The sequence below is a fragment of the Kribbella sp. DT2 genome (assembly GCF_049844575.1).
GTDB lineage: Bacteria > Actinomycetota > Actinomycetes > Propionibacteriales > Kribbellaceae > Kribbella.
On the sequence record NZ_JBNCLH010000011.1, the window covers coordinates 175,946 to 199,830 of the forward strand.

Here is a 23,885-nt window from a genome sequence, read left to right on the forward strand (position 1 = left end):
AGATGAAACCCGACACGATCGTCCTGGTCCACGGCTTCTGGGTCACACCGCGCAGCTGGGAGCACTGGATCTCCCACTACGAGGGCCTCGGCTACACGGTGATCGCCCCGGCGTACCCGGGCTACGAGGTCGAGGTGGAGGCGCTGAACGCCGACTCGACGCCGATCCGCGACATCACCGTCCCGGAGATCATCGCCCACTACGAGAAGGTCATCGGCGCGCTGGACACCCCGCCGATCCTGATCGGCCACTCCGCCGGCGGCGCGTTCGTGCAGATCCTGCTCGACCACGGGTACGGCGCGGCCGGCGTCGCGATCAACTCCGCGCCGACCGAGGGCGTCCGGGTGATCCCGCCGAACCAGGTGAAGGCGACCTTCCCGGTACTGAACAACCCGGCGAACCGCAAGAAGGCGATCGGCTACACCCACGAGCAGTGGCACTACGCGTTCACGAACACCTTCTCCGAGGAGGAGTCGCGGCGGTTGTACGAGCGGTACCACGTCCCGGCCTCCGGCCGGATCCTGTGGGACAGCGTGCTGGCCAACTTCAAGCCCGGCAAGCAGGCCACCTGGGTCGACTACGCCAACGACCGGCGCGCTCCCCTGCTGCTGATGTCGGGCGGCGCCGACAACCTGATGCCGCCGGCCATCCAGCGCTCGAACTTCAAGCACTACAAGTCCGGCAAAACTGTAACGGAACTGAAGGTCTACCCCGGCCGCGCGCACCTGATGCCGGCCGAGACCGGGTGGGAAACCATCGCCGACGACGCGCTGGCCTGGGCCGTCGACCACGCCCGCTGAGCCGGGTGCCGGGCCTGCGCCGTCCGGGGGACTCGTTGATCCCCCGGACACGGCGGCGGCACCCTCTGTACTCGCAGTGATTTCGTGCTACCGTTTCCGTCGGTTGCAGTTTTGCAGTTCCACGTTCGTTCTTGAAACGCCCGCGGAGGTTGTGATCCGCAGGGCGTTTTTCTCATTTCCGGGCCACGGTCCGGGTGGGAGGGCTCGTTCGGCAACCCAGGTGCCGGCAACCGTCGGACCTGATACCCGCCCCACCAAAGGAGCAGATCATGGCTAGCGGAACAGTGAAGTGGTTCAACGGCGAAAAGGGCTTCGGCTTCATCTCGCAGGACGGCGGCGGCGCCGACGTGTTCGTGCACTACTCGGCGATCGCGACGGACGGCTTCCGGACCCTCGATGAGAACCAGAAGGTCGAGTTCGACCTGGCCCAGGGCCCGAAGGGCCCGCAGGCGGAGAACGTCCGCCCGGTCTGAACCCAACGCGCGTAACAGGCTCGCTCCGTTCGTCGGAGCGGGCCTGTTCCGTTTTCAGCTACTCCAGAGCTCTTCTCCGTCGTCCACTTGATCAGTTCGACTGAGCCCGGCGGCCTCGGCCACAGCCTGCGACGCCGCATGCTCCGGGTGCACGTGCGCGACGACCTTTCGGTCGTCACCCAACCACTGCACCAACCCCACCGCTGCCTCTCTGGCAATCCCCTGCCGGTGCCACTCCTTCCCAACTACCCAGGCGACCTCTGCCACGTCAGTAACCGTCGCCTGCACGTAGCCGACCAGCACGCCGTCCAGGCTGATCACCCAGTTCAGCCAGTACTCGCCCGGCCGCCCCGGCCCCGCCGTTTGTCGTTGGAAGCGCTCCGTCAGCCGCTCCACCGATGGCGGCTCACCCCCGGTGAACCTGTAGAGCTCCGGCGCCGCGAGCACCCCCGCCATCTCCACGGCGTACTCGACCACCAACGGCACCAACTCCAGCCGCGCGGTCGAGAACCTCGTCGCGATCATCCGCACACCGTACGACGACGTGACCCAGGGCGACCCGCGTGATCCGCGACACTGGCGGCATGACCGAGATCGACTGGGCCGCTCACGCCGAGCACCTGCGCAAGTCCGCCACCGACGAAGCCGGGTGGAACGCCCTGGTCGCCGCCGAGCTGGTCCGCCCCACCGACCGCCTGATCGTCGACGTCGGCTGCGGAGGCGGCGGCATGGCGAAGGCCCTCGCAACCGCCGTACCGGAAGCCACAGTCGTCGCCCTCGACGCCGACGAGGAAGTCCTCCGCCAGGCCCGCGAACACACCGGCGGTCTGGTCCGCTGCGAGCTCGTCTCGATGGACGATGGCCCCGAACCACTGCGCGCCGCCATCGGCGCCCCAGCTGACCTGATCTGGGCGTCAGCGTCGGTGCACCACGCCGCAGACCAACAGGCCTCCGTCTCGGCCCTGGCGTTGCTCCTCGCGCCCGGCGGTCGCCTTGCCCTCGCCGAGGGCGGTCTCCCAACGCGCATGCTCCCGTGGGACCTCGGCCTCGGCGAGCCCGGCCTCGAACTCCGCCTCGACGTGACTCAGGACCGCTGGTTCGCCGCCATGCGCGAAAGCATCCCCGGATCCGTCTCAATGCCGTACGGCTGGACCGACGCGCTCCAGCGAGCCGGCCTGACCGGCGTCACAACTCGGACCATCCTCACCGAGAAGCCTGTCCCGCTGTCCGACGCCGATCGCGACCAGGTCATCGACCAACTCCGCCACCGCGTCGCCCGCCTCGACCCGACCGCCGAGGCCGCGGGCCACGGGCACGGCCATGGACACGGCCACGGCCACGGGCACGGCCACGGCGGGGGCGGCGGGCCCGAGCACGGACGCGGCGAGGAGCGCGGGCCCGGTCAAGAGCACGGGCACGGTTCGCCCACCCCGGAGATGCCCGTGCTCGACGCCGACGACCTCGCCGTCTGGCACCAACTCCTCGACCCCGACAGCCCGCACTACCTCGGCCGCCGTACCGACCTGGCCGCCCTCTCGGCCCGCAGCATCCACCTCGGCCACGCACCCAGCTGACCCGCGTACGACGTACCAGAACACCCCCGGCGCACCCCGCCACGCCCGGCAATACGGCTGCCGGGCGCGACCTTGCGGGGGACGCGCCGTAAGGTGAGTGCCCATGAATGACCGGCTGGTGTGGATCGACTGCGAGATGACCGGCCTCGACCTGGCGAACGACGCCTTGATCGAGGTCGCCGTGCTCGTCACCGACTACGAACTCAACGTCCTCGGCGACGGCATCGACCTCGTGATCGCCCCACCCCCGCAGGCGCTGGAGCAGATGGGTGACTTCGTCCGCGACATGCACACCGCCTCCGGCCTGCTCGAGGAACTGCCCGCCGGCATCCCCCTCGCCGACGCCGAGCAGCAAGTGCTCGACTTCATCAGCGGCTACGTCAAGGAACCCCGCAAGGCCGCCCTCGCGGGCAACTCCGTCGGCACCGACCGGACCTTCCTCGTCCGCGACATGCCGAAGGTCGAAGCCCACCTCCACTACCGCAACGTCGACGTCAGCTCCATCAAGGAGCTCGTCCGCCGCTGGTACCCGCGCGTCTACTACGCGACGCCCGCCAAGACCGGAAACCACCGCGCACTGGCCGACATCACCGAGTCGATCTCCGAGCTCCGCTACTACCGGCAGACCGTGTTCGTAACCCAGCCAGGGCCCGACTCCGACACCGCCCGGGCCGCCGCCAGCCTCGTCGCCACCCCGATTTCCGACAACTGACCAACCTCGCTATGATTACCCAGCCGTCGCAGTCAGGGCGGCAATGGTGGGTATAGCTCAGCTGGTAGAGCACCTGGTTGTGGTCCAGGGGGCCGCGGGTTCAAGTCCCGTTACTCACCCTCAGGCGAGGGCGACCCATGTCCGCGGAAAGCGCGGACGGGTCGCCTTCGGCATTTTGTGCGGCTGCGCTTCGCTTGCCGGGCGGGGGCTTCGCCACCCGCACCCCCTGGGGCCTTCGCTTCGCTCGGCTCCGTGGCCGGCCGCCGCTGCCGGGCTGCGCCTTCGCTTCGCTCGGCTGCTGTGGTTGCTCGCCGCTGTTGTGCGCGTTTCTCTCCCGACGTTGAGCTTGTGCGCCTGAGAAGATCTTCTGGATGAAGTCGTCAGGCAGCGTGTGGTTCGTCTACGGGGTCGCCGTCGTGGTGACCTTCTTGATCGGCCTGCTTGCCTTCAGCGTGTTCGTCCTCTCCAAAGTCTTCGGCTCCTCCGAGCCCGACCCCGCACCGGCCCCACCCGCGGTCACCCAGGCGGTCCCCACGCCCAGCGCTTCTCCCGCGCCGAAGACCACCGTCGCCAAGGTCTTCGAGATCCGCCCCGTAGTAGCCGACGACCGCCAGTTCGTCCTCGTCGTCGCCACCCCCGCCGGCTGCACCCGCTCCCTCCGAGCCACCACGTACGCCGAGGGCCCCGGCGCAGTAGCCGTCCGAGTAACCCAGCAGGCCTACCGCACCGGTTGCACCTGGCAACGCAAGCCAGTCCTGGCCACCGCCACCCGCGCCCTAGGCACCCGCACCCTCATCATCAACGGCACCCTCTGGACCCCCACCCCCACCGGCGGCTACCAACAGGCCCTAGCCAACTCCGCCCGCACCGACGGCACCTGACCACCGGCCACCGCGCGAACCCTCCGCTGTGTGCCCGCCGCACACACGACGCCGAACCCCACGGCCCCGCGGCACCCAGCCCCGCCACCCGAGCGCCACCACCTCCCGAGCGTCTTCGGCCCGGCGCCGCCCGCATCAGCCGCCCCGGGCGAGTGCTGCACCGCATCAGCAACTCCATCCGCCCACGCAGATCGCCAGGCCGCCAAGCCGCACTCCCCCGCTTACTCGGCGTACCCGCGCGCACCCGACGGCGGCGGCAACGGCAACGGCAACGACGACGACAAAGCCCGTCCGGCGACCAGCGCTTCGAGCGGCGCACCGTCGACCTCCGCCACTGAACAACGGGCGTTGGGACTGGTTCGCGCAGGTACCTGAGCGTGTGGACCAGCTACAAGTACTGGTTGATCAGTGGTGGGTGTCGGCCCTCTCCTGGCTGGACGTTGGCTGGGCACCGCACCCTCACCCGGTACTGGGAGGGTGCGGTGCGCACACACCGACGTCAGCGGTCCAAAGGCAGACCGAACTCCGTGATACTGACCGGCCGGCCGGTCTCCAGCGAGCGGTTGGCGGCGATGCCTACGGCCACGCTGCGAAGGCCGTCCTGGTAGCCGGCTCGGTGGTGGAGGGGATCGGGGGTGGAGGTCGGACGGAAGATGTCGTCCAGCAGGTGGTTGTCGCCGCCACCGTGGCCGCCCTCGCCGGCAGGGACGGGGACCTCCTGCGCGGGCTCCCAGTGACGCTGCAGCAGGATGCGCTCGCCCGCGGGGCGAGGGTTGGTCGCGGTGGCTGTGGGGTCATCGGGGTTGACGCTTGGATCCACTGCTCGGTCCACAGGGTCGACGAAGCTGCGTTCCACGACCTCCAGTTCGAGTCGGCCCTCGGTGCCGTTGATGGAGACCCGGTAACCCTCCCAGGGCGCGTGGGCGTTGAGCGAGTACGTCAGGATCGTGCCCGAGCGGTACGTGACGAGCAGCCCCATGTTGTCCTCGATGGTGATGCCGGGGCTGAACACGTCCTGGTCGCGGAGGTAGCCGTCGTCGGCTTCGGCGTCCAGGTAGAGCGCGCGGAGCTTCTCGTCGGCTGCCATGTCCAAGGCGAACGGATCCGAGGACAGGGCCGGGGACCCGGCCGAGCGGGCAGGGCGATCCGTGAGCCCGCGTTCGGCGGCGTTCTTGTCGCCGTAGAAGCGCAGACCGCCGGCCGCGACGACCAGTTCGGGCACGTCCGCGAGCCACCAGTTGACCAGGTCGAAGTGGTGGCTCGACTTGTGTACGAGCAGCCCGCCGGAGATCTCCTTGCGGCGGTGCCAGCGGCGGAAGTAGTCGGCGCCGTGCACGGTGTCCAGCGCCCACTCGAAGTGGATCGAGGTGACCTTGCCGATCGCCCCGGACGCGATCAGCCGCCGGACCTCGCTGTTGCGTGGCGAGTACCGGTAGTTGAAGGTCACCACCAGGTCCCCCGACGATCCCTCGACCGCCTTGACGATCTGCTGGGCCGGCTCGAGCGACGTCGTCAGCGGCTTCTCCACCACCACGTCGCAGCCCGCATCCAAAGCAGCTGTCGCATACCGGTGGTGCGTCGCGTCCGGCGACGTGACGATCACGACGTCCGGCCGCTGCTCCTCGAGCAGCCGCGCGAAGTCGTCCGGCCCGTAGTGCGGCGGCGCGGTCCCGCCGGCCGCCGTCACCACCTGGTCGTAGTACGCCATCCGCGTCGGGTTGGTGTCGCACCAGGCCACGAGCGTGCCGACATCGGCGTACGTCGTGGTCAGCGCGTCGACGTACATGCCGGCCCGCGAGCCGGTGCCGACCAGGGCGTAGCGGCGATTCTTGGGGAGCGTCACGAGTCTCCTTGGGGTGGTGGGTTCATGGTGAGCGGTGCAGTCCTTCGTGGCGGACAGTCCAGTCGCGAGGGAACGCGGGGGCGACACCGTCGGCGCCCGCCGCCATCAACGCGACCGCGGCGAGCACGCCGCCGTTGCCCGGCAGGTAGACCGGCAGCGACGGTGTCTGCCGGTTGTGCCCGTTCGGCAGGAAGCCGTTCTTGGTGGCCTTGAGCAACAATGCGTCCACCGCGAGCTCCGGCTCCCCGAGCCGCGCGGCCGTCATCGCGATCGCCGGGTAGTCCCACCCCCACGTACTCTCCCAGTCCCAGTCACCCAGTACGCCGGCCAACGTCCGTCGCATCACGGCGTGGTCGACGTACGAGGTGTCCGGCACCACCCCGAGCGCGTAGAGCATCGACGGATGATCCCCACGCACGGTCCACGGCTCCCCCTCGATCGCCGCGTAACACCCGTCGCGGATCGGCGCAGGCACCAGTCCGTCGGCCACCTCGGCCCACCGCGGCTCCGGCGCGAGCCCGAGGTGCGATCGCCACTCCTGCGCGACCAGCAACGCCCACCGCCAGTACGCCAGCTCGAACGTCGGGTTCACCAGCTCGCCCCGGATCGCCGAGTACGACTCCTGCGCCGGGATCAGCGGCGGCCCCAGCTGGTACCCGCGCGAGGTCTTCACCGCGTACGACGCCATGAACTCCGCGCTCTCCAGCACGACCCGCCCGTACCGCTCGACCGCGTCCGCCGGCCCCGTACGCCGAATCAGCTCCGCCAGGTAGATCGGATGCGGCTGCTGCCACACCAGGAACGGACCGATGCTGCTCGGACTCTCCCGCCCGTCCGGCGCGACCTGCTTCGGCCACCGCACGCCGTCGTACTCCTGAAGTCGCGCGGTCTCCCGCGCCGCCGGCAGGATCCGCTCGTACCACCCCAGGCTCCGCTCGAGCAGCTCCGGCCTTCCCCACAAGGCGAAGTGCGCGCCGTGCCACCAGTGCATCTCGAGGTGGAACCGTCCGCGCCAGCTGTTGCACACGAGCCCGGTCTCCTGCGGTGGCACCGATCCCGCGCAGTTGATCGCCGTCAGGTACTGCGACAGCACCACCCGTCGCTCGATCTCGACGGCCCGCGCATCTCCCTCCAACGCGACGGCCGCCCCGGACTCCCAGAACCTCTCCCACGACGACCGGCAGGCCGTCTCCAGCTCCCCGAACCCGGCCGGTACGTCGCGCTGCTCCCCCGAGAACCCGATCCGCAGCTCCAGCACCTCAGCCGTTGCCCTGAGCAAGAACTCGTGCGTCCCGATCTGCTCCAGCCGCGCGTCCTCGGCACCGACCGTCATCCAGTACCGCGTGCCGTCCAGCCGCCGCTCGAGCTGCCAGCCACCGGCCACCTCGTGCACAGTCGTCGTGTGCTCCCCGGGCCGGTCCCAGTCCGCACCGTTGCTCCAGGCCCCCGACCCGTACGGGAAGGCGAACCGTACGCCGAGTCGCGCCATCGACTCGACCCGGACGGCGATCACGTCCTCGTCCGGCGCGCACAGCGTCCGCACCCGCACGTCGTGCCCGTCGACGATGAACGAGCTGTCGATCACCCCGCCCCACAGGTCCAGCCGCTGTCGAGCGTCTTCCGGCGACCCTGGCAGCACGAACCCGATCTGCCCCAGCTCGAGCCGGTGCGGGTTCGCCCGCAGCCACTCCTCGGCCGGCGTCTGCCGCGGCTCGGAGGTCGTCCCGAGATCCATCTCGCCACCAAGATCGACGTACGGCACCGGACCCCGAGGCGTCGGGTAGGCCCGCTGCGTCTCGCTCAACGCGTAGGACCCCGGAAAGCTGTGCCACCCCCACTGCGACAACGTCCCCAGCAGCGAGCCGGCCGGATCGTCGCCGGTCCGGGGCGCCACCGGGTACCGCTTCGGCCAGGTCTGCAGCCCCGTCACGTCCACGGTGAAGCAGAACTCCCCGTTCCCCACCGACAACGGCGACTCCGGCACAACGCCCACCAGGTGGACGTCGTGCCGTTCTACCAGCGCTTGCCGGTCGATCGAGGTCACTGAATCGCCGCCCCCAGTTCCTCGAGGAACCGCTTCGCGCCCTGCCCCGGCTGCTGCCGGTTGAACAGCACCTCCGCGTTCGTGCGTTCCAGGATCTTCACGCTCTCGGTCGACCCCGTCGGCCCGATGATCAGCGCCGGCCCGACCTTCGGCGCGATCGCCGCGATGAAGTCGGCCGACACCGCCTCGTCCTTCGGCAGCGACGGCTTCACCGCGGCGAGCACGTCGGAGTTGGCCGGGATACCGCGGTTCGCCAGCGTGATCTTGCCCGCGGCCGGGTCGTTCACCAGGAAGTTCACCAGCTTCGCGGCCGCCTCCTGATGCTTGGTCCGCGCGCTGATCGTGTAGATCTGCGAGGCCTGCAACCACATGCCCGGCTTGGTCGCCGCGCCTTCACCAGGAGCCCGCAGCAACTGCAGCTCCGAGCCCGACGCCTTGCGCAACGCGCCGAGCTGGTTCGTCCAGTCCAGCTGCATCCCGGCCAGCCCGCGACCCATCAGGCTCTGCTCCGGCGCCGGCTGCCCGACCAGCTCCGACGTCACCGCGGCCGGCGGCGTCGCGCCCGCGTCGCGCAGCCCGGTGGTCATCGTGAACCACTCGGTCAGCGTCCCCTCGCTCAGCCCGACCTTGCCGTCCTGGGTGTAGAGCGACTCACCCCGCTGCCGCGCGTACAGATCCAGTACGTCGGCGCTCGTCGGGTCCTCCGCGCCGTACGTACCCTTCGGCGACGCCTTCGCGACCTGCTCCGCGATCCGGCGGAAGTCGTCCCACGTCCAGGTGCTGTCGTCCGGCAGCGGCACGCCGGCCGCCTTGAACACCTTCGGGTTCACCACCACGCCGAACGCGTTCACGCCCGTCGGTACGCCGTACTGCTTGTCGTCGAAGTTCCCGTTGGACAGCGACGCCGCGTCGATCTTGTCGGTCTTCAGCGTGTCCTTGACCTCGGCCAGGTCGAGCAGCGCGCCGCGGTCGCCGTACTCCCGCGGGTACGCGCCGCCGAGCGTGATCACGTCCGGTGCGTCGTTGGCCGCGACGCTGGTCGCCAGCTTGTCGAAGTACCCGTTGAAGTCGCCGTACTCGGGCTTGACCGTGATGCCCGGGTTGGCCGTCTGGAACGCGTCGATCGCCTTCTGGGTCAGCGCGGCGCGGTCCGCGTTGCCCCACCAGGAGAACCGCAGCGTGACCGGGGCGTTCGGGTCGTCCGAGGCACTCCCGGAGTCCCCGCCGCAGCCTGGCAGCGCGAGCAGCAGACCGGCCAGTCCCAGCGCGGCGATCCGCCGGTACGACGAGTGCTTCATGATCGGGTCCTTTGTCCGGTGGTCATTTGAGCCCCGTGGTGGCGATGCCACGGGTGAGGTAGCGCTGGCCGGCCAGGAAGAAGCCGAAGATCGGCACCAGCGCGACCACCGACATCGCGAACAGCGGTCCCCACGACGTCCCGCTCTGGGCGTCCATGAAGGAGCGCAGCGCGACCGGCACGGTGTACTTGTCCGGGTCGGTGAGGAAGATCAGCTGGCTGAAGAAGTCGTTCCAGGTCCAGATGAACGTGAACACCGCCGACGTCGCCAGCGCCGGCAGGCACAGCGGCATCACGATCCGCGCGTAGATCCGGAAGTGCCCGCAGCCGTCGAGGCGGGCGGCCTCGTCCAGCTCGCGCGGCAGCCCGCGGATGAACTGCACCATCAGGAACACGAAGAACGCGTCGTGGGCCAGGAACTTCGGCACCACCAGCGGCAGGATCGTGTTGATCCAGTCCAGCTTCGAGAACAGCACGTACTGCGGGACGATCAGCACGTGGATCGGCAGCATGATCGTGCCGAGCATCAGCGCGAACCACAGCTTCTTCAGCGGGAACTCGACCCGGGCGAACGCGTACGCCGCCAGCGAACAGGTCAGCAGGTTGCCGACGATCGCCAGGACGGCGATCAGCGCCGAGTTCAGCAGGTAGTGCTGGAACGGGTGCGCGAGTGCCGTCCAGCCGTCGGTGTAGTTGTCGAACTGCACCTTGCTCGGCAGCAGCGACGGCTCGCGGAAGATCACCTCGGTCGGCTTGAACGAGCTCGACAGCAGCCAGAGCAGCGGGTAGAGCATCACGAAGCCGAACACGATGATCATCGCGTGCTTGAGCAGGCCTTTGCCGCGCGGTTCGGTCCCGGGCGGGCGGCCGGCACGGACCCGGGTCAGCGTCTCACTCGTCACCGTAGAACACCCATCGCTTGGCGAACAGGAAGTTGATCGCGGTCAGCACGGCGATGATCACCAGCAGGACCCAGGCCATCGCCGACGCGTAGCCCATGTGGAAGGAGCCGAAGCCCTCGTCGTACAGGTAGAGCGTGTAGAGCAGCGTCGAGTCGGCGGGCCCACCGGTGCCGCCGCTCACGACGAAGGCCTGCGTGAAGCTCTGGAACGCGCCGATCACCTGCAGCACCAGGTTGAAGAAGATGATCGGGGTGAGCAGCGGCAGCGTGATGTGCGCGAACGTCGTCCACCGGCCGGCGCCGTCGACGGCGGCCGCTTCGTAGTACGACGTCGGAATCTGCCGCAGACCGGCCAGGAAGATCACCATCGGGGCACCGAAGGTCCAGCCGTTCAGCAGGATCAGCGTGCCCAGCGCGAAGTCGGGGTGCGCCACCCAGCTCTGGCCCTCGATGCCGACCTTGGCCAGCAGGTCGTTGACCAGGCCTTCCTGGCCGAAGATCTGCCGCCACAGGATCGCGATCGAGACGCTGCCGGCCAGTAGGGACGGCAGGTAGAAGACCGAGCGGTAGAAGCCGAGGCCGCGGATGCCCTTGTTCAGCACGATCGCCAGGCCGAGCGCCATCAGCAGCTGCAGGGGGACCGAGATGAACACGTACTGGAAGGTGACCAGCAGCGACTTGTGCAGCCGCCGGTCGGTCAGCATCTCCTGGAAGTTCGCCAGGCCGATCCACTCCGGCGGCTTGAGCAGCGAGTAGTCGGTGAAGGACAGGTACAGCGACGCGAGGATCGGGCCGAGCGTGATCGCCACCAGGCCGATCAGCCACGGCGTCAGAAAGATGTAGCCGGTAACCGCGTCACGGCGGCGCTGGCTGTACCGCGTGTAGGCACTCAACGCCTCACCTCCAGTTCGAGTAACCGGTTTCTAGCAGGCCAGCTTGAAACGTGTCAATGCCTCATCAACGACAGCGAAAATGTTTCGTTACAAGGAGATCTTTGTCCACAGATTGCCGAGAGACCGGTTTCCCAAACCGCGTTCTGGCAGCTACCGTTGCCCTGCCGGAGGCACTGACCGCCGGCCCGAGGGGAGGAGCGCGGTGGATCAGAACGCCAGGGTGTCGGCCAACATCAAGCTGGTTGCCGAGGCCGCGGGCGTCTCCCGGGCGACGGTCTCCCGGGTGATGAACGGCCGCGCCACGGTCGCCCCCGAGCTTGCCGAGCGAGTGCTCACAGCGGCCCGCGCGCTGGACTACGCGCCGAGCCAGGTCGCCCGCAGCCTGGCCCTCGGCCGAACGGCGACGATCGCGCTGATCGTGCCCGACCTGTCGAACCCGATGTTCCAGGACGTGCTGCGCGGCCTGAGCCTGGCCGCCGGCGCCGACGGGCACCGGCTGCTGATCGCGGAGTCGAACGAGCAGGTCGAGGACGAGGAGGTGCTCGCGCTCGAGGCCCGCCGGCGCTGCGACGGCGTCGTACTGGCTTCTCCCCGGCTGCCGACCGCCGATCTCGAACGGCTGGTCCCGCAGCTCGCACCACTGGTGCTGATCAACCGCAAGCTCCCCGGCGTACCGTCCCTGTCCGTCGACTACGCCGCCGGCATCCAGGACCTGGTCGCCCACCTGCTCTCACTCGGCCACCGCCGCATCGTCTACCTGGCCGGCCCACCACCCAGTACGTCGAACCGCGAGCGCCTCGACGCCCTGACCCGCCTGTCCGAGGAGGGCCGCGCCTTCGAGCTCGCGCAGATCCCCTGCGGCGCGACCTTCGAGAACGGCCACGCCGTCGCCGGTGAGATCGCGAGCAGCGGCGCCACCGCCGCCGTCGCCTACAACGACATGGTCGCCTTCGGCGCCCTGAGCGGCCTGCACGAACTCGGCGTCTCCGTCCCCGGCCAGATCTCCATCACCGGCTTCGACGACATCCCGTTCGCCCGTTTCACCACACCACCTCTGACGTCGGCCGCCGTACCGAGAAACACTCTCGGCAAGCAGGCCTGGGACCAGCTCCACACCCAACTCACCGGCACCGGCACCGCCGAGGCCACCGCCTTCCGCCCCCGGCTCCTGGTCCGAGGAAGCACCGGCCGGCCCACCCACGCCTGACCGGCGGATGGCCGCAACCTGCCGTCCGCCAGCCGGTGCACCCACTGCCCTCCACACTTGCCAGGTGAGGATGAAGCTGGCGGCCGTCGTACTGGTTCCTTTGCTGGTCGCAGGCTGCACGCCTGACCAGCTGGGCGATCGCGGCGGCGACTCGGGCAACCGGCCGGACCACATCGGCGACGTGGACTACGTCGAGGTCTACCGGAACGCTGACCAGTTCCCGAACATCTCACGCATCTGCGTGCAGGGCCTCGCCTTCGCCAGTACGTCGAGCGGCGCACGCGGCGGCGAGGGCGCCGACGCCGACCCCGGCCTGCTGAGGGTGCCCGAGTGGGACACGTTCTGCGCCGCCCATCGGAGGGACAGATGAGAGCCCGCACGCTCGCGTTGGCCGCCGTACTGATGCTGCTGGTCACCGGCTGCTCCGAGCAGCTCGGTGATCGCGGTGGGGACGAGGGCGCACCGCCCGACCGGATCGCCGACGTCGACCACGTCGAGGTGTTCCGCAACGCGGACAAGTTCCCCAACGTCGCCCGGATCTGCGTCGAAGGCCTCGCCTTCGCCAGTACGTCGAGCTCGGACCCCGGTCTGATCCGGGTCCCGGAGTGGGACCAGGAATGCGCCAAGCACCGCACTACCCCAACTCCAACTCCGACGCCGACGCCGACCAGGTAGGCAGCGCCCTACCGAACAACCGGTGACAGGCAGCTGCTCGGGAGGTCGAACCAGCGGAGCTGGTCGAAGTCGGTGTTGACCGTGCCCTCGGCCTCGGTGTCGGCGTGCTGGCAGGCGTCCAGGAGCTCGCGGGCCTCGGCGAGGTAGCCGGCCAGGGCCGACTCCGGGGCAGTGGTGTCGTGGCGCGGGTAGCGCAGGGCGCCGTCGCGGTCGTAGCCGACCTGCGACAGCCGCATCGGCGGCTCGACCGAACCGCGGTGGTGGCGCCACAGGCCGTTCGACGGGTCGAAGCGGTAGTCGCCGAGCAGGCGCCAGCCCTCCTGCGCGACCAGGCGGACCGCCTCCACGACGTACGAGAAGACGGCCTCGGAGATGAAGTAGTTGAAGTTGACCCGCACCCAGCCGGGCTTGATCCCCTCGCAGCCGTGCTCGATCTCCTCGGCGAACTCGGCCGACCGTGCCAGGTCGATGTTGAGCAGCGTGTGCCCGTACGGGCCGGCGCACGAGCAGCCGCCGCGCGACTGGATCCCGAACAGGTCGTTGAGCAGCGCGACCACGTAGTTGTGGTGCAGGTACCGCCCCGACGGCGCCTTCACCACGAACGACACGATCGACAGCCGCTCGGCGTCGAGGTTGCCGAGGATCTCCAGGTGCGGCTCGGCACGCCACGCCTCGACCGCACGCCGCAGGTAGGCGTCCTCGTGCGCCCGGATCACGTCGATGCCGACCGCCTGCTTGAGCTGGAAGACCAGCCCGGCCCGGATCGACTCGATGATCGCCGGCGTCCCGCCCTCCTCGCGGTGCACCGGGTCGTCGAGGTAGCGGTGCTCGGTCGGGTTCACGTACGCGACCGTCCCACCACCCGGTACGTCGGGCACGCGGTTGCGCAGCAGCTCCCGGCGCGCGACCAGCACGCCGGGCGTGCCGGGTCCGCCGATGAATTTATGCGGGCTCAGAAAAATTGCGTCCTTGTACGCGAGCGGGTCGTCGGCCTGGCCGCCGTACATGTCGATCTCGATGTACGGCGCGGCCGCGGCGAAGTCCCAGAACGACAGGGCGCCGTACCGGTGCAGGAGCGCGGAGACCCGATGGGTGTTGCTGACGATGCCCGTCACGTTGCTGGCGGCCGAGAACGAGCCGATCTTCAGCGGGCGGCCGGCGTACTCGACGAGCTCGGCCTCCAGCCGCGGGATGTCGATGTGCCCGTCGGCGTCCTGCCCGATCACGACCACGTCGGCGATCGACTCGCGCCAGGGCAGCTCGTTGCTGTGGTGCTCGTACGGGCCGATGAACACGACCGGCCGCTGGTCGCGCGGGATCTCGTCGCTCAGGTGGTACTCGTCGTCGAGCTGCGCGGGGATCCGCAGACCCAGTACGCCGATCAGCTTGTCGATCGCGCCGGTCGCGCCCGAGCCGCAGAAGATCACCGCGGTCTCGTCGTCGCCGCCGACGCTGTCGTGGATGATCCGCCGGGCGTCCTCGCGCAGCCGCGTGGTCTGCAGCCCGGTGCCGCTGGACTCGGTGTGGGTGTTCGCGTACCGCGGCAGCACCTCGTCGCGGATGAAGTCCTCGAGGAACGTCAGCGCACGCCCGGAGGCGGTGTAGTCGGCGTAGGTGACCCGGCGCGGGCCGTACGGACCGGGCATCACCTGGTCGTCCCCGATCACCGACCCACGGATCCGGCGCAGCAGTGGGGTGTCGGGCGGCATGCTCGTGCCAGGACCGTACGGCGGCCGGGCAGCCGGCCCATCGACGTCCGATCGCTGCTCCACCATGGCGCCAGGGTAAGGCCGCCGAGTGACTTTCGTCTCGTTCCTGGTGGCGCGCTGGTGGCTAGGGTCGTGGCAGTCGAGCGCGAGGAGTCGAGGATGACGTTTTCCACCGAGCTGTGGGACGCCGGAGCCACCAAGGTGTACGCCGAGATTCTCCGGCACCCGTTCATCACCGGGCTGACCGACGGGACGCTGCCGCACGAGAAGTTCCGCTACTTCATCGTCCAGGACAGCCACTACCTGCGTGCCTACTCGCGCGCGCTCGCGCTGACCGCCGCCCGGGCGACCGACGAGGACGCCGTCAACATGTTCGCGCGGCACGCGGCCGAGGCGATCGACGTCGAGCGCGAACTGCACTCCTCCCTGCTCGGGTCGCTGGGGCTGACCTCGGCCGACGTCGACGCGACCGGGTCCGGGCCGACGACCACGGCGTACATGTCCTACCTCACTGCGGTCTGCGCGACCGGCACGTACGCGGAGGCCGTGGCCGCCGTACTGCCGTGCTACTGGATCTACCGCGACGTCGGCCGCGAGCTGCTGAAGCAGTCGTCGCCGGACCCGGTCTACGCGGAGTGGATCGCGTCGTACGGTTCCCCCGAGTTCGACGCGGTCGTAGAGTCGGTGCTGGCGGTGACGGACGCACTCGGCGCCGAGGTCGGCGCGGCCGAGCGGGATCGTTGCCATCGGCACTTTTCCACCACGACCCGGTACGAGTGGATGTTCTGGGACGCCGCGTACCACGAACTGGAGTGGCCGGTCCGATGAGAGACTTCTACGACGTCGTGATCGTCGGCGGCGGGCACAACGGCCTGGTCGCCGCCGGGTACCTGGCCGGCGCCGGCTTGAGCACGCTCGTCGTGGAGCAGCAGTCACACACCGGCGGCGCCGCGGTCAGCGAGCAGGTGTTCCCCGGTGTGGACGCGCGGCTGTCGCGCTACTCGTACCTGGTCAGCCTGCTGCCCGACAAGATCGTCGCCGACCTGGGGCTGTCCCTGCAGCTGCGGTCGCGCTCCGTCGCGTCGTACACGCCGGTACGCCGGGGCGGCCGTGACCTCGGCCTGATGGTCGACCGGCCCGAGGGCTCGGCGACGCGCGAATCCTTTGGCGTGTTGACCGGCAGCGATGCCGAGTACGACGCGTGGCAGCAGTTCTACGGGTCGGTCTCGGAGCTGGCTGCCGTGCTCGCGCCGACCTTGCTGGAGCCGCTGCAGTCGGCCGCGTCCCTGCGGCAGCGGGTCGATCCCGCGCTGTGGGACGAGCTCGTCGAGCGGCCGCTCGGGGAGACGATCGAGCGGCGGTTCGTCGACGACACCGTCCGCGGCGTGGTCGCGACCGACGGCGTGATCGGGACGTTCGCCCGGCTGCGCGACGAGTCGCTGCTGCAGAACCGGTGCTTCCTGTACCACCTGATCGGCAACGGCACGGGCGAGTGGCGGGTCCCCGTCGGCGGCATGGGCGCGGTGACCGACGCGCTGCTGGAGGCCGCCCGGCGTGCGGGTGCGACGGTGGTGACGGACGGAGCCGTCTCCGCGATCGAGGCCGACGGCACCCGCGCCGCGGTGACCTGGCTCGGGGGTGACGGCGAGCGAACCGTGGACTGCTCGTACGTGCTCGCGAACGTGGCGCCCGTCGTACTGGATCGGTTGCGTGGCCGGGCTGCTTCTTCGTCTCCGGAGGGTTCCCAACTCAAGATCAATCTCCTGCTGTCCCGGCTCCCCCAGCTGAAGTCCGGCGACGACCCGCGCCGGGCGTTCGCCGGGACCTTCCACATCGACGAGGACTACAGCCAGCTCGAGACCGCGTACGCCGAGGCCGCGGGTGGCGAGCTGCCCGTCGTACCGCCGTCGGAGGTGTACTGCCACTCCCTCACCGACCCGTCGATCCTGAGCCCCTCACTCGTGGCCTCCGGCCACCACACGCTCACCGTCTTCGGCGTCCACTTCCCCACCCGCTTGTTTGCCCAGGACAACGAAGCCGCGCGCGCCGAGTCGGTCCGCCGCGTCCTGGCCGGCCTCGACAACTACCTCGCCGAACCCCTCGACTCCTGCATCGCACTCGACGCCGACGGCAACCCCTGCATCGAAGCCAAGACCCCCGTCGACATCGAGTCCTCGGTCGGCATGCCCGGCGGCCACATCTTCCACGGCGACCTCCAGTGGCCCTGGTCCGACGACACCGCGGAGGCCGGCCGCTGGGGCGTCGAAACCGACGTCGCCAACCTCCTCATCTGCGGCTCCGGAGCCCGCCGAGGCGGCGCCGTCAGCGGCATCGGAGGCCACAACGCAGCCCAGGCGATCCTCTCCCTGCACCCCTGACCCAGCCACCCCAGAACCGATTTTTCTTCTCCCCCGATCCCCTGCTAGTGTTCTCTTCGTTCGAAGGAAACAACACGCGCCGCTAGCTCAATTGGCAGAGCAGCTGACTCTTAATCAGCGGGTTCGGGGTTCGAGTCCCTGGCGGCGCACCAGCATCGAGGCCCAGGCAGACATCGCATCTGATCCTGGGCCTTTGTGCGTTCTCACGCACGCTTTTACGCCGTGGCATTCACGAGACCGATCCAGCTCACTGCTGTCGATTGGTTCCGGCCACCTCCTCTCACTTCGGCCCTCTGCCTGACCTCCCCTGCGGCCATCACTGTGTGTCACATCTCAACTATTTGCCCTTCCACCATCTCCGACACCCTCAACACCCGCGCGCTCTGGCGCCGCGGCGCCCGGCTCGCCACCGCCGGACACCACGGCGAACCCATCGCGCCGCTCGCTACTTCGTGGCGGCGCGGGCGAGGTTCGTTTCCACGTGCCGAAGGACGGAGAGGGCGCCGGCCAGCTCGGTGGAGGTCAGGTCGCCGGCGGCGCTCTCTTCGAGGTGGGCCCAGATGCGTTCGACCTCGCGGCGCACGGACTGGCTGGCGGGAGTGGCTTCGACGATGGTGGCCCGCTTGTCCGTCGGACTGGCGGTGACACGAACGAACCCGGCGTGCTCGAGTCGCCGTACGGTGCGGGTCATCGTGGCGGAGTCGGAGTCCAGCGCCCGGACCAGCTCCGTCTGGCTTTGCGGGCCACGCTCCCACAGTTGCATCATCACGAGCTCCTGCCCCAGGCGCAGACCCAGAGGCCGCAGGAGATGCCCGGTGATCGCCCGCTGCAGGCGCGCGACCCGGACCAGCGCGTTCGTCAGCGGCTGGTCCGGCATGGAGTGAGATTTCGATGCGGGAGTCATGGCCTCAACGTTCCAGTTGACTGTTCGAACAGTTTCCACTGTATCTCGCGGCCACTGGCAACAGATCCGTTGAACACCTGGCTATCGGTGACCTGAGTCACACCTATCGGCGGAATCTCGTGAGTGCATTACCTGTTCGAACAGGTAATGCACTCACGAGAACAGGACCCGACGATGCACACAGCGTTCGACTCCTTCCAGCTGGGCGGGAAGCGCCTGGCCAACCGCGTGGTGATGGCCCCGATGACCCGCAGCCGCGCGTACGGGCCCGGGGCGACCCCGACCGCGCTCACCGCGCAGTACTACACCCAGCGCGCCGGCGCGGGCCTGATCATCACCGAGGGCACCCAGCCTTCGCCGGTCGGCCAGGGCTACCCCGACACCCCCGGACTGCACTCCGCTCAACAGGTCGCCGCCTGGCGGGTCGTGACCGACGCCGTCCATCAGGCCGGCGGCGTGATCTACGCGCAACTGCTGCACACCGGCCGAATCGGCCACCCCGCCCTCCTGCCCGACAGACTCCACCCGGTCGCCCCCTCCGCCGTGGCCGCCGACGGCCAGGTCTTCACCCACGAAGGCCCCAAGGCCTTCGTCACGCCGAAGGAACTGACCGAGCCCGAGATCACCCGGACCATCGACGACTTCGTCGCCGCGGCTCGCAACGCGGTGGCGGCCGGATTCGACGGCGTGGAGCTGCACGGCGCCAACGGCTATCTGATCCACCAGTTCCTCGCCGCCGGCACGAACCGCCGTACTGATGACTGGGGCGGCTCGGTCGAGGGCCGGACTCGCTTCGCCGTCGCGGTGACGACGGCGGTGGCCGACGCCATCGGCGCCGGCAACGTCGGGCTCCGCATCTCGCCGGGCAACCCGTACAACGACATCACCGAGGACGACGTACAGGAGACGTACGGCGCTCTGATCGCGCGGCTGGCGCCACTGGGACTGAGCTACCTCCACCTCGTCGAAGGACCCGACCGCGAGCTCACCCATCGGCTGCGCAAAGAGTGGCCCGGCACGTTCATCCTCAATCCACGCACCCCCTCCGGCCCCACCGGCCCGGAGGCGCTGCGACTGATCGAGGACGGAACGGCCGACCTGATCGCCTTCGCCACGCTGTTCCTGGCGAACCCCGACCTGCCCGTGCGCCTCGCCGCGGGCGGGCCGTACAACACGCCGGACCGCCACACGTTCTTCGGCGGAGACGAGCGCGGCTACACCGACTACCCCACACTCGCATGAGACCCACCCGGAGGATCCTGGTCCTGGCCTGCATCAGCCAGTTCATGGTGATCCTGGACGCGTCCATCGTGAACGTCGCCCTGCCGTCGATCGAACAGGACCTCGGCTTCACCTCCACCGGTCTCGCCTGGGTCGCGAACGGCTACCTGCTGACCTTCGCCGGATTCATGCTGCTGGGCGGCCGCGCCGCCGACCTGTTCGGCCATCGCCGGATGCTCGTCGCCGGGCTGTTCCTGTTCTCCGCCGCCAGCCTCATCGGCGGCCTCGCCACCGGCCCAGAGATCTTGGTGACGGCCCGCGCCGTCCAGGGCATCGGCGCCGCCCTGCTGGCTCCAGCGACGCTGGCCGTCATCAACACGAACTTCATCGACGAGACCGCACGCGCCAAAGCAGTCGGCGCCTGGTCCGCCTCCGGCGGCATCGGCGGGATGGCCGGCGCGATCGCGGGCGGCGCCCTCACCACCGGACTGTCCTGGCGCTGGGTCCTCCTGATCAACGTCCCGATCGGCGCAGCCGTGATCGTCCTGGCCATGCTGTCGCTGACCTCCGCCCGCGTCCGCCGGCAGGAGTCCCCGGACCTCCTGGGCGCGGTCACCGGTACGGCGGGACTCGCCGCGCTCATCTACGGCGTCATGCAGAGCGCCGACCACGGATGGACATCCGCACCGACCATCGGACCGGTCGGAGCGGGCCTTCTCCTGCTCGTCACCTTCACCGCGATCGAAGCCCGTTCCGCCGGCCACCCGATGCTTCCGCTCCGCCTGTTCAGGCTCCGAAAAGTTGCTGTAGGCAACATCATGCTGCTGCTCTTCGGCGCGATCGGGATCGCCATGTGGTACTTCACCTCGCTGTTCCTGCAGAACGTGCTCGGCTACAGCGCACTGCGAACCGGGCTCGGCCAAACACCCGCAGCAGTAACCTTCGTGGTCACCGCACGACTCGCCGCAGCCCTTCTCCGGCCCACCGGCGTACGACGACTACTCCTCACCGGCAGCACATGCTTCGTCGCCGGCTTCGCCTGGCTCGCCCAGGCCGACGCCGCCAGCGGCTACTTCACCAGCGTGCTCGGGCCTACCCTGCTGATCGCGATCGGCATCGGCCTGACCTTCCCCACCCTGATGGCCACCGTCACCGCGGACGCCCCACCAGACGACGCCGGAGTCGTCGGCGGCATCGCCAACACAGCCGGCCAGGTAGGCGGCTCACTGGGCGTCGCAGCCCTCACGACAGCCGCCAGCACCCAAGCATCAACCACCACCGGCTACGCCCTCGTCTTCACCATCGCAGCCACCCTCGGCCTGGCCCTCGCCCTGTTCGGCGCCCTGCTCCCCCACCACCAACCCCCGCTGACAACACGCTGAACGAATACCTGCGGACAGCCCCACGAGCTCCACCACCTGACCGCCGCCGATCTGCCCAGGGAAGGAATCGCCTCGGGCAGATCGGCGTACGGCGTGTCCAAGTGGGCTTGCCGAGGAACGGCGTCCGGCACGAACTGCCCGCGTCGAAGCGACGTCTTCACTTCCCGTGACCGCCCGGAGGCCCATCTTTACCGCCCCTACCGAACAGCCGGGCGAAGTTCAGGTCCCACCCCCAGCCGTAGGACCTGGGCGTGAAGATCCGCGGCTCGTCAGGGTTCCACATTCTTGCCTTGGCGCGTTCCCACGTGGGCCGCCGCCAGTCGTACGGAACGCCCAGAAACTTCCCCGTCTTGGCCATGTTCCGAACGTACCGCGACTCCGGCGCCGCTCGGCTTCTCTGTGCGCTCAGGGAGTGAGAACGTTGCCGAGGGCTTCCTGCCGTGCCTGTCAGAGGGTTGGTTCGCCGGCCGGTTCGAGACGCCAGACCCCGATCTCGGCGACCTCGCGTGCGCCGGGCCTGCGGTAGAAGCGATGGGCTGCTTCGTTCGTCCTGAGCACCCACCGTTCGAGCCGGCCGCCGTCACGACGAGCCTGGTCCGCCAGCTCTTTGAGTACCTGCTCGCCCCACCCTCGCCCGCGGTGGGTCTCCGCGATGAACAGGCCCTCGAGGTGAACGCCAGGGCGACCGGTGATCGTGCTGTACGTCGGGTAGGTGAGAGCACCCCGGGTCCGGCCCGGGACCTGGCCGATTTCGAGCGGTTCGTCGTCGAGGATCTCCGGAGCCTCGACAACATCGCCTCCTCCATCCGGACGCAGTTCGCGTACGGCGCCGTGAAAGACGCGGCCGCGATCACGCCTCCGGTCCGCTCGAGCCAGCATCGGCGACAGCGATGACTGGCCTGCCGTCAGGACAGGGCAGAACCGTCAGCTGCCGTGCGGTGACGGCTGTAGTGGCGGGCTGCTCGGGCGCGGTTTCCGCAGGACGGTTTGCACCATTCCTGGCGGCCGTGGCTCTTGACGAAGTAGCGCACGCAGCGGGGTGCGGTGCAGGAGCGCAGGTCGAGGCGCTGTGGGCCGGTGAGGAAGTCGATGGCGGCGCGGGCCAGGGTCGCGACGAGGCGGACGGACGGGTCGTTCTCCGCTGACAGCAGCTGGGTGGTGGGGGCTCCTTCGGCGGGCCAGTCCAGCTGCGGGGTGACCGGTTCCCGCGCGGCGGCCACGTTGAGACGGGCCGTTGCCTGGTCGGCGTTCATCAGGCGATGGGCGTCCGCGGGGCTGGGAGGAGCGGGACTGACTGCCCGGGCGAACAGGGCACGGACCGCCTGCCGTAGCTCGATGATTTCGAGCCTGAGGGGTTCGTCCGCTGTGAGCCCTCCCGCCGGAACGTGGCCCGCCAGCAGATCCCTGTGCTCCTGAATCCAGCGCGTTGTCTCCTGGACCGTGGTCAGGTCGTCGGCGACCCCGCCGTCCCCGTCGTGGCGGATCGTGCTCGCCAGTTCCAGCGCCAGCCATCGCTCCACGGGTCGTCTCCTGCCCTCTCGTTAATCGCTTGATCGCATCGCTGCGCCCACTCTAGGGTCTCTAACGGAAAACAGAAAACTTCCATTAGAGACTGGAGCGGAATGACGCTGCTTGCGCACATCAGCGACCTGCACCTGGACGGCACCGAGCGGGCGACCCGGCGCGCCACCCGGGTCATGGATTACCTGCGAGCCCTGCCCCAGCCGGTGGATGCGCTCCTGGTCACCGGGGACATCGCCGATCACGGCGAGGAGTCCGAGTACGAGGAAGCGGCCCGGATCCTGACCGCTGCCTTCCCGGTGCTCACCTGCCCCGGGAACCATGACGTGCGACCGGCGTACCGCAAGGCGCTGCTCGGAGAGGCGCCCGGCGACGGCCCCGTCAACCAGGTCCACCAGGTCGCCGGCACCGCCGTCCTGATGTGCGACTCCACCATCCCGGGCCGCGACGAGGGACGCCTCGACGCCGAAACCCTTGCCTGGATGGACGCCACCCTCACTGCCTTGCCGCGGGACACCCCGGCACTGCTCGCCTTCCACCAACCGCCGGTCGACATCCATCACCCGCTGCCCGACTCCATGAAGCTCGAAGCGCCCGGACAGCTGGCCGACCTGCTCGACGCGCACCCGCAGGTCGCCGCCGTCCTCACCGGCCACGCCCACCTCGCGGCCTCCTCGACCTTCGCCGCGCGTCCGCTGATCGTCGGACCGGCGATCACCTGGACCCTGCGCCTGCCCTGGGAGAGCGATCAGGTCGTGGACCGGGACCAGCCGCCCGGCCTCGCGTTCCACGTTCTCGACGACGACCGGCGCCTGACCACCCACTACCGCGTCGTGCTCTGAGGCATCGTGGTCCATCCGTACGCCGTCGCAGGGTTCCTGGTGGCTGTCCTTCCCTTGATCGCCACCCCTGGAGCCAGTCTGACGCTGCTGATCCAGCACGTCACCGAAGGCGGCCGCCGCCAAGCCCTTCCCGTCGTTCTCGGCACAGTCACCGGTCTGTACGTCCACGCCGGTCTCGCCGTAGCCGGCCTGTCAGCACTGGTCATGCACTCCAGTCAGGCCTTCACTGCAGTCAAGCTCGTCGGTGCCGCCTACCTGATCGGCCTGGGCATCTGGACCTGGCGTTCCGCCGCACCGAAGGCGGCACCCAGTCATCGCCCATCGCTGAGGCGCGCCAACTCCGTCTACGTCCAAGCGTTGCTCGCCAACGTCCTCAACCCGAAGGCGGCGGCGATCTACCTGACCCTGGTCCCCCAGTTCATCGCACCCCGTCAGTCCTTCGGCGGCCAGATCCTCACCCTGGCCACGGCCCACGCGCTGCTGATCGCAGCCTGGCTCGCCGTCTGGACCGTCCTCATCCGGCGCGCCTCGCGTACCTTACGCACACCCCGCTTCAAACAAATCTCCGCCAGAGTCACCTCAGCGGTCCTCATCGCCCTCGGCGTTCGCAGCGCTGTGACGTAGCCCG

General features: G+C 69.3%; 25 protein-coding genes and 2 tRNA genes. 16 read left to right on the forward strand and 11 right to left on the reverse strand.

What is annotated here, in order from left to right; all coding sequences use genetic code 11:
- Window positions 1-2 precede the first annotated feature (2 nt).
- Entirely contained in the window at window positions 3-800 is a 798-nt protein-coding gene (locus tag ACLQ2O_RS36460; protein WP_425841434.1) for an alpha/beta hydrolase, read from the forward strand.
- 269 nt (window positions 801-1,069) lie between these two features.
- Window positions 1,070-1,273 carry a cold-shock protein gene (locus ACLQ2O_RS36465; RefSeq protein WP_012919747.1) on the forward strand — a complete coding sequence of 68 codons (204 nt, stop codon included), beginning with the start codon at window positions 1,070-1,072 and terminating at the stop codon, window positions 1,271-1,273.
- A gap of 54 nt (window positions 1,274-1,327) precedes the next feature.
- On the opposite strand, the gene ACLQ2O_RS36470 is transcribed toward ACLQ2O_RS36465, so the two are convergent.
- On the reverse strand, window positions 1,328-1,798 hold the full coding sequence (locus ACLQ2O_RS36470; RefSeq protein ID WP_425841439.1) for a GNAT family N-acetyltransferase: 471 nt from the start codon (window positions 1,796-1,798) through the stop codon (window positions 1,328-1,330).
- A gap of 59 nt (window positions 1,799-1,857) precedes the next feature.
- Here ACLQ2O_RS36470 and ACLQ2O_RS36475 point away from each other — a divergent pair, with 59 nt between their 5' ends.
- The 4 genes from ACLQ2O_RS36475 to ACLQ2O_RS36490 all read left to right on the forward strand — a co-directional run bounded on the left by ACLQ2O_RS36475 (window position 1,858) and on the right by ACLQ2O_RS36490 (window position 4,440).
- Window positions 1,858-2,847: a class I SAM-dependent methyltransferase gene (locus ACLQ2O_RS36475; protein ID WP_425841442.1), complete on the forward strand. Its 990-nt coding sequence runs from the start codon at window positions 1,858-1,860 to the stop codon at window positions 2,845-2,847.
- 103 nt (window positions 2,848-2,950) lie between these two features.
- Window positions 2,951-3,559 carry an oligoribonuclease gene (gene orn / locus ACLQ2O_RS36480; protein WP_425841445.1) on the forward strand — a complete coding sequence of 203 codons (609 nt, stop codon included), beginning with the start codon at window positions 2,951-2,953 and terminating at the stop codon, window positions 3,557-3,559.
- A gap of 46 nt (window positions 3,560-3,605) precedes the next feature.
- A tRNA-His gene (locus ACLQ2O_RS36485) sits at window positions 3,606-3,678 on the forward strand.
- A 252-nt stretch (window positions 3,679-3,930) separates the two neighbouring features.
- Window positions 3,931-4,440 (forward strand): hypothetical protein, encoded by a 510-nt coding sequence (locus tag ACLQ2O_RS36490; protein ID WP_425841448.1) that lies wholly within the window; start codon window positions 3,931-3,933, stop codon window positions 4,438-4,440.
- Between the two features lie 499 nt (window positions 4,441-4,939).
- On the opposite strand, the gene ACLQ2O_RS36495 is transcribed toward ACLQ2O_RS36490, so the two are convergent.
- The 5 genes from ACLQ2O_RS36495 to ACLQ2O_RS36515 are packed head-to-tail and all read right to left on the reverse strand — an operon-like array spanning window position 4,940 to window position 11,418.
- Entirely contained in the window at window positions 4,940-6,283 is a 1,344-nt protein-coding gene (locus ACLQ2O_RS36495; RefSeq protein WP_425841451.1) for a Gfo/Idh/MocA family protein, read from the reverse strand.
- Window positions 6,284-6,305: 22 nt separating this feature from the next.
- The gene (locus ACLQ2O_RS36500; RefSeq protein WP_425841454.1) at window positions 6,306-8,327 is read right to left on the reverse strand and encodes a hypothetical protein; all 2,022 of its coding nucleotides are present in this window, start codon (window positions 8,325-8,327) and stop codon (window positions 6,306-6,308) included.
- Complete coding sequence (locus tag ACLQ2O_RS36505) at window positions 8,324-9,625, reverse strand: ABC transporter substrate-binding protein (protein ID WP_425841456.1); 1,302 nt, start codon at window positions 9,623-9,625, stop codon at window positions 8,324-8,326. Before ACLQ2O_RS36505 ends, ACLQ2O_RS36500 begins: the two co-directional genes overlap by 4 nt.
- Before the next feature lie 22 nt (window positions 9,626-9,647).
- Window positions 9,648-10,526 (reverse strand): carbohydrate ABC transporter permease, encoded by an 879-nt coding sequence (locus ACLQ2O_RS36510; protein WP_425841459.1) that lies wholly within the window; start codon window positions 10,524-10,526, stop codon window positions 9,648-9,650.
- Window positions 10,516-11,418, reverse strand: coding sequence for a carbohydrate ABC transporter permease (locus ACLQ2O_RS36515; protein WP_425841462.1), 903 nt, complete (start codon window positions 11,416-11,418; stop codon window positions 10,516-10,518). Before ACLQ2O_RS36515 ends, ACLQ2O_RS36510 begins: the two co-directional genes overlap by 11 nt.
- A 202-nt stretch (window positions 11,419-11,620) precedes the next feature.
- On the opposite strand from ACLQ2O_RS36515, the gene ACLQ2O_RS36520 reads away from it, so the two are divergent.
- The 3 genes from ACLQ2O_RS36520 (at window position 11,621) to ACLQ2O_RS36530 (ending at window position 13,300) form a co-directional block, all read left to right on the forward strand.
- Window positions 11,621-12,625, forward strand: a complete 1,005-nt coding sequence (locus ACLQ2O_RS36520; RefSeq protein WP_425841464.1) for a LacI family DNA-binding transcriptional regulator — start codon at window positions 11,621-11,623, stop codon at window positions 12,623-12,625.
- 70 nt (window positions 12,626-12,695) lie between these two features.
- On the forward strand, window positions 12,696-12,995 hold the full coding sequence (locus tag ACLQ2O_RS36525; protein WP_425841831.1) for a hypothetical protein: 300 nt from the start codon (window positions 12,696-12,698) through the stop codon (window positions 12,993-12,995).
- Window positions 12,992-13,300, forward strand: coding sequence for a hypothetical protein (locus ACLQ2O_RS36530; protein ID WP_425841466.1), 309 nt, complete (start codon window positions 12,992-12,994; stop codon window positions 13,298-13,300). The genes ACLQ2O_RS36525 and ACLQ2O_RS36530 overlap by 4 nt, the downstream gene beginning before the upstream one ends.
- Before the next feature lie 8 nt (window positions 13,301-13,308).
- Here the strand turns inward: ACLQ2O_RS36530 and ACLQ2O_RS36535 are convergent, their stop codons facing one another.
- Window positions 13,309-15,075: an aminotransferase class V-fold PLP-dependent enzyme gene (locus tag ACLQ2O_RS36535; RefSeq protein ID WP_425841468.1), complete on the reverse strand. Its 1,767-nt coding sequence runs from the start codon at window positions 15,073-15,075 to the stop codon at window positions 13,309-13,311.
- Between the two features lie 93 nt (window positions 15,076-15,168).
- On the opposite strand from ACLQ2O_RS36535, the gene tenA reads away from it, so the two are divergent.
- From tenA to ACLQ2O_RS36550, 3 genes are all read left to right on the forward strand, one after another.
- A complete protein-coding gene (gene tenA / locus ACLQ2O_RS36540; protein ID WP_425841471.1) occupies window positions 15,169-15,837 on the forward strand; it encodes a thiaminase II in 669 nt (222 codons plus the stop codon).
- Window positions 15,834-17,387 (forward strand): phytoene desaturase family protein, encoded by a 1,554-nt coding sequence (locus ACLQ2O_RS36545; RefSeq protein ID WP_425841474.1) that lies wholly within the window; start codon window positions 15,834-15,836, stop codon window positions 17,385-17,387. The genes tenA and ACLQ2O_RS36545 overlap by 4 nt, the downstream gene beginning before the upstream one ends.
- Window positions 17,388-17,463: 76 nt before the next feature.
- Window positions 17,464-17,539: transfer RNA gene (locus ACLQ2O_RS36550), tRNA-Lys, on the forward strand.
- A gap of 293 nt (window positions 17,540-17,832) precedes the next feature.
- Here the strand turns inward: ACLQ2O_RS36550 and ACLQ2O_RS36555 are convergent.
- Entirely contained in the window at window positions 17,833-18,264 is a 432-nt protein-coding gene (locus ACLQ2O_RS36555) for a MarR family winged helix-turn-helix transcriptional regulator (RefSeq protein WP_425841476.1), read from the reverse strand.
- Window positions 18,265-18,465: 201 nt separating this feature from the next.
- On the opposite strand from ACLQ2O_RS36555, the gene ACLQ2O_RS36560 reads away from it, so the two are divergent.
- Together ACLQ2O_RS36560 and ACLQ2O_RS36565 are read left to right on the forward strand one after the other, a co-directional pair.
- Entirely contained in the window at window positions 18,466-19,533 is a 1,068-nt protein-coding gene (locus ACLQ2O_RS36560; RefSeq protein WP_425841478.1) for an alkene reductase, read from the forward strand.
- A complete protein-coding gene (locus ACLQ2O_RS36565; protein ID WP_425841481.1) occupies window positions 19,530-20,894 on the forward strand; it encodes an MFS transporter in 1,365 nt (454 codons plus the stop codon). Before ACLQ2O_RS36560 ends, ACLQ2O_RS36565 begins: the two co-directional genes overlap by 4 nt.
- Before the next feature lie 157 nt (window positions 20,895-21,051).
- On the opposite strand, the gene ACLQ2O_RS36570 is transcribed toward ACLQ2O_RS36565, so the two are convergent.
- The 3 genes from ACLQ2O_RS36570 to ACLQ2O_RS36580 form a co-directional block, all read right to left on the reverse strand.
- Window positions 21,052-21,252, reverse strand: coding sequence for a DUF5808 domain-containing protein (locus ACLQ2O_RS36570; protein WP_425841483.1), 201 nt, complete (start codon window positions 21,250-21,252; stop codon window positions 21,052-21,054).
- Between the two features lie 89 nt (window positions 21,253-21,341).
- Entirely contained in the window at window positions 21,342-21,773 is a 432-nt protein-coding gene (locus ACLQ2O_RS36575; RefSeq protein ID WP_425841486.1) for a GNAT family N-acetyltransferase, read from the reverse strand.
- Window positions 21,774-21,799: 26 nt separating this feature from the next.
- The gene (locus ACLQ2O_RS36580; protein WP_425841489.1) at window positions 21,800-22,414 is read right to left on the reverse strand and encodes a CGNR zinc finger domain-containing protein; all 615 of its coding nucleotides are present in this window, start codon (window positions 22,412-22,414) and stop codon (window positions 21,800-21,802) included.
- A gap of 102 nt (window positions 22,415-22,516) precedes the next feature.
- Here ACLQ2O_RS36580 and ACLQ2O_RS36585 point away from each other — a divergent pair, with 102 nt between their 5' ends.
- Together ACLQ2O_RS36585 and ACLQ2O_RS36590 are read left to right on the forward strand one after the other, a co-directional pair.
- Window positions 22,517-23,257 (forward strand): metallophosphoesterase, encoded by a 741-nt coding sequence (locus ACLQ2O_RS36585; RefSeq protein ID WP_425841492.1) that lies wholly within the window; start codon window positions 22,517-22,519, stop codon window positions 23,255-23,257.
- Between the two features lie 39 nt (window positions 23,258-23,296).
- Complete coding sequence (locus tag ACLQ2O_RS36590; protein ID WP_425841494.1) at window positions 23,297-23,881, forward strand: LysE family translocator; 585 nt, start codon at window positions 23,297-23,299, stop codon at window positions 23,879-23,881.
- The last annotated feature ends 4 nt before the right edge of the window (window positions 23,882-23,885 follow it).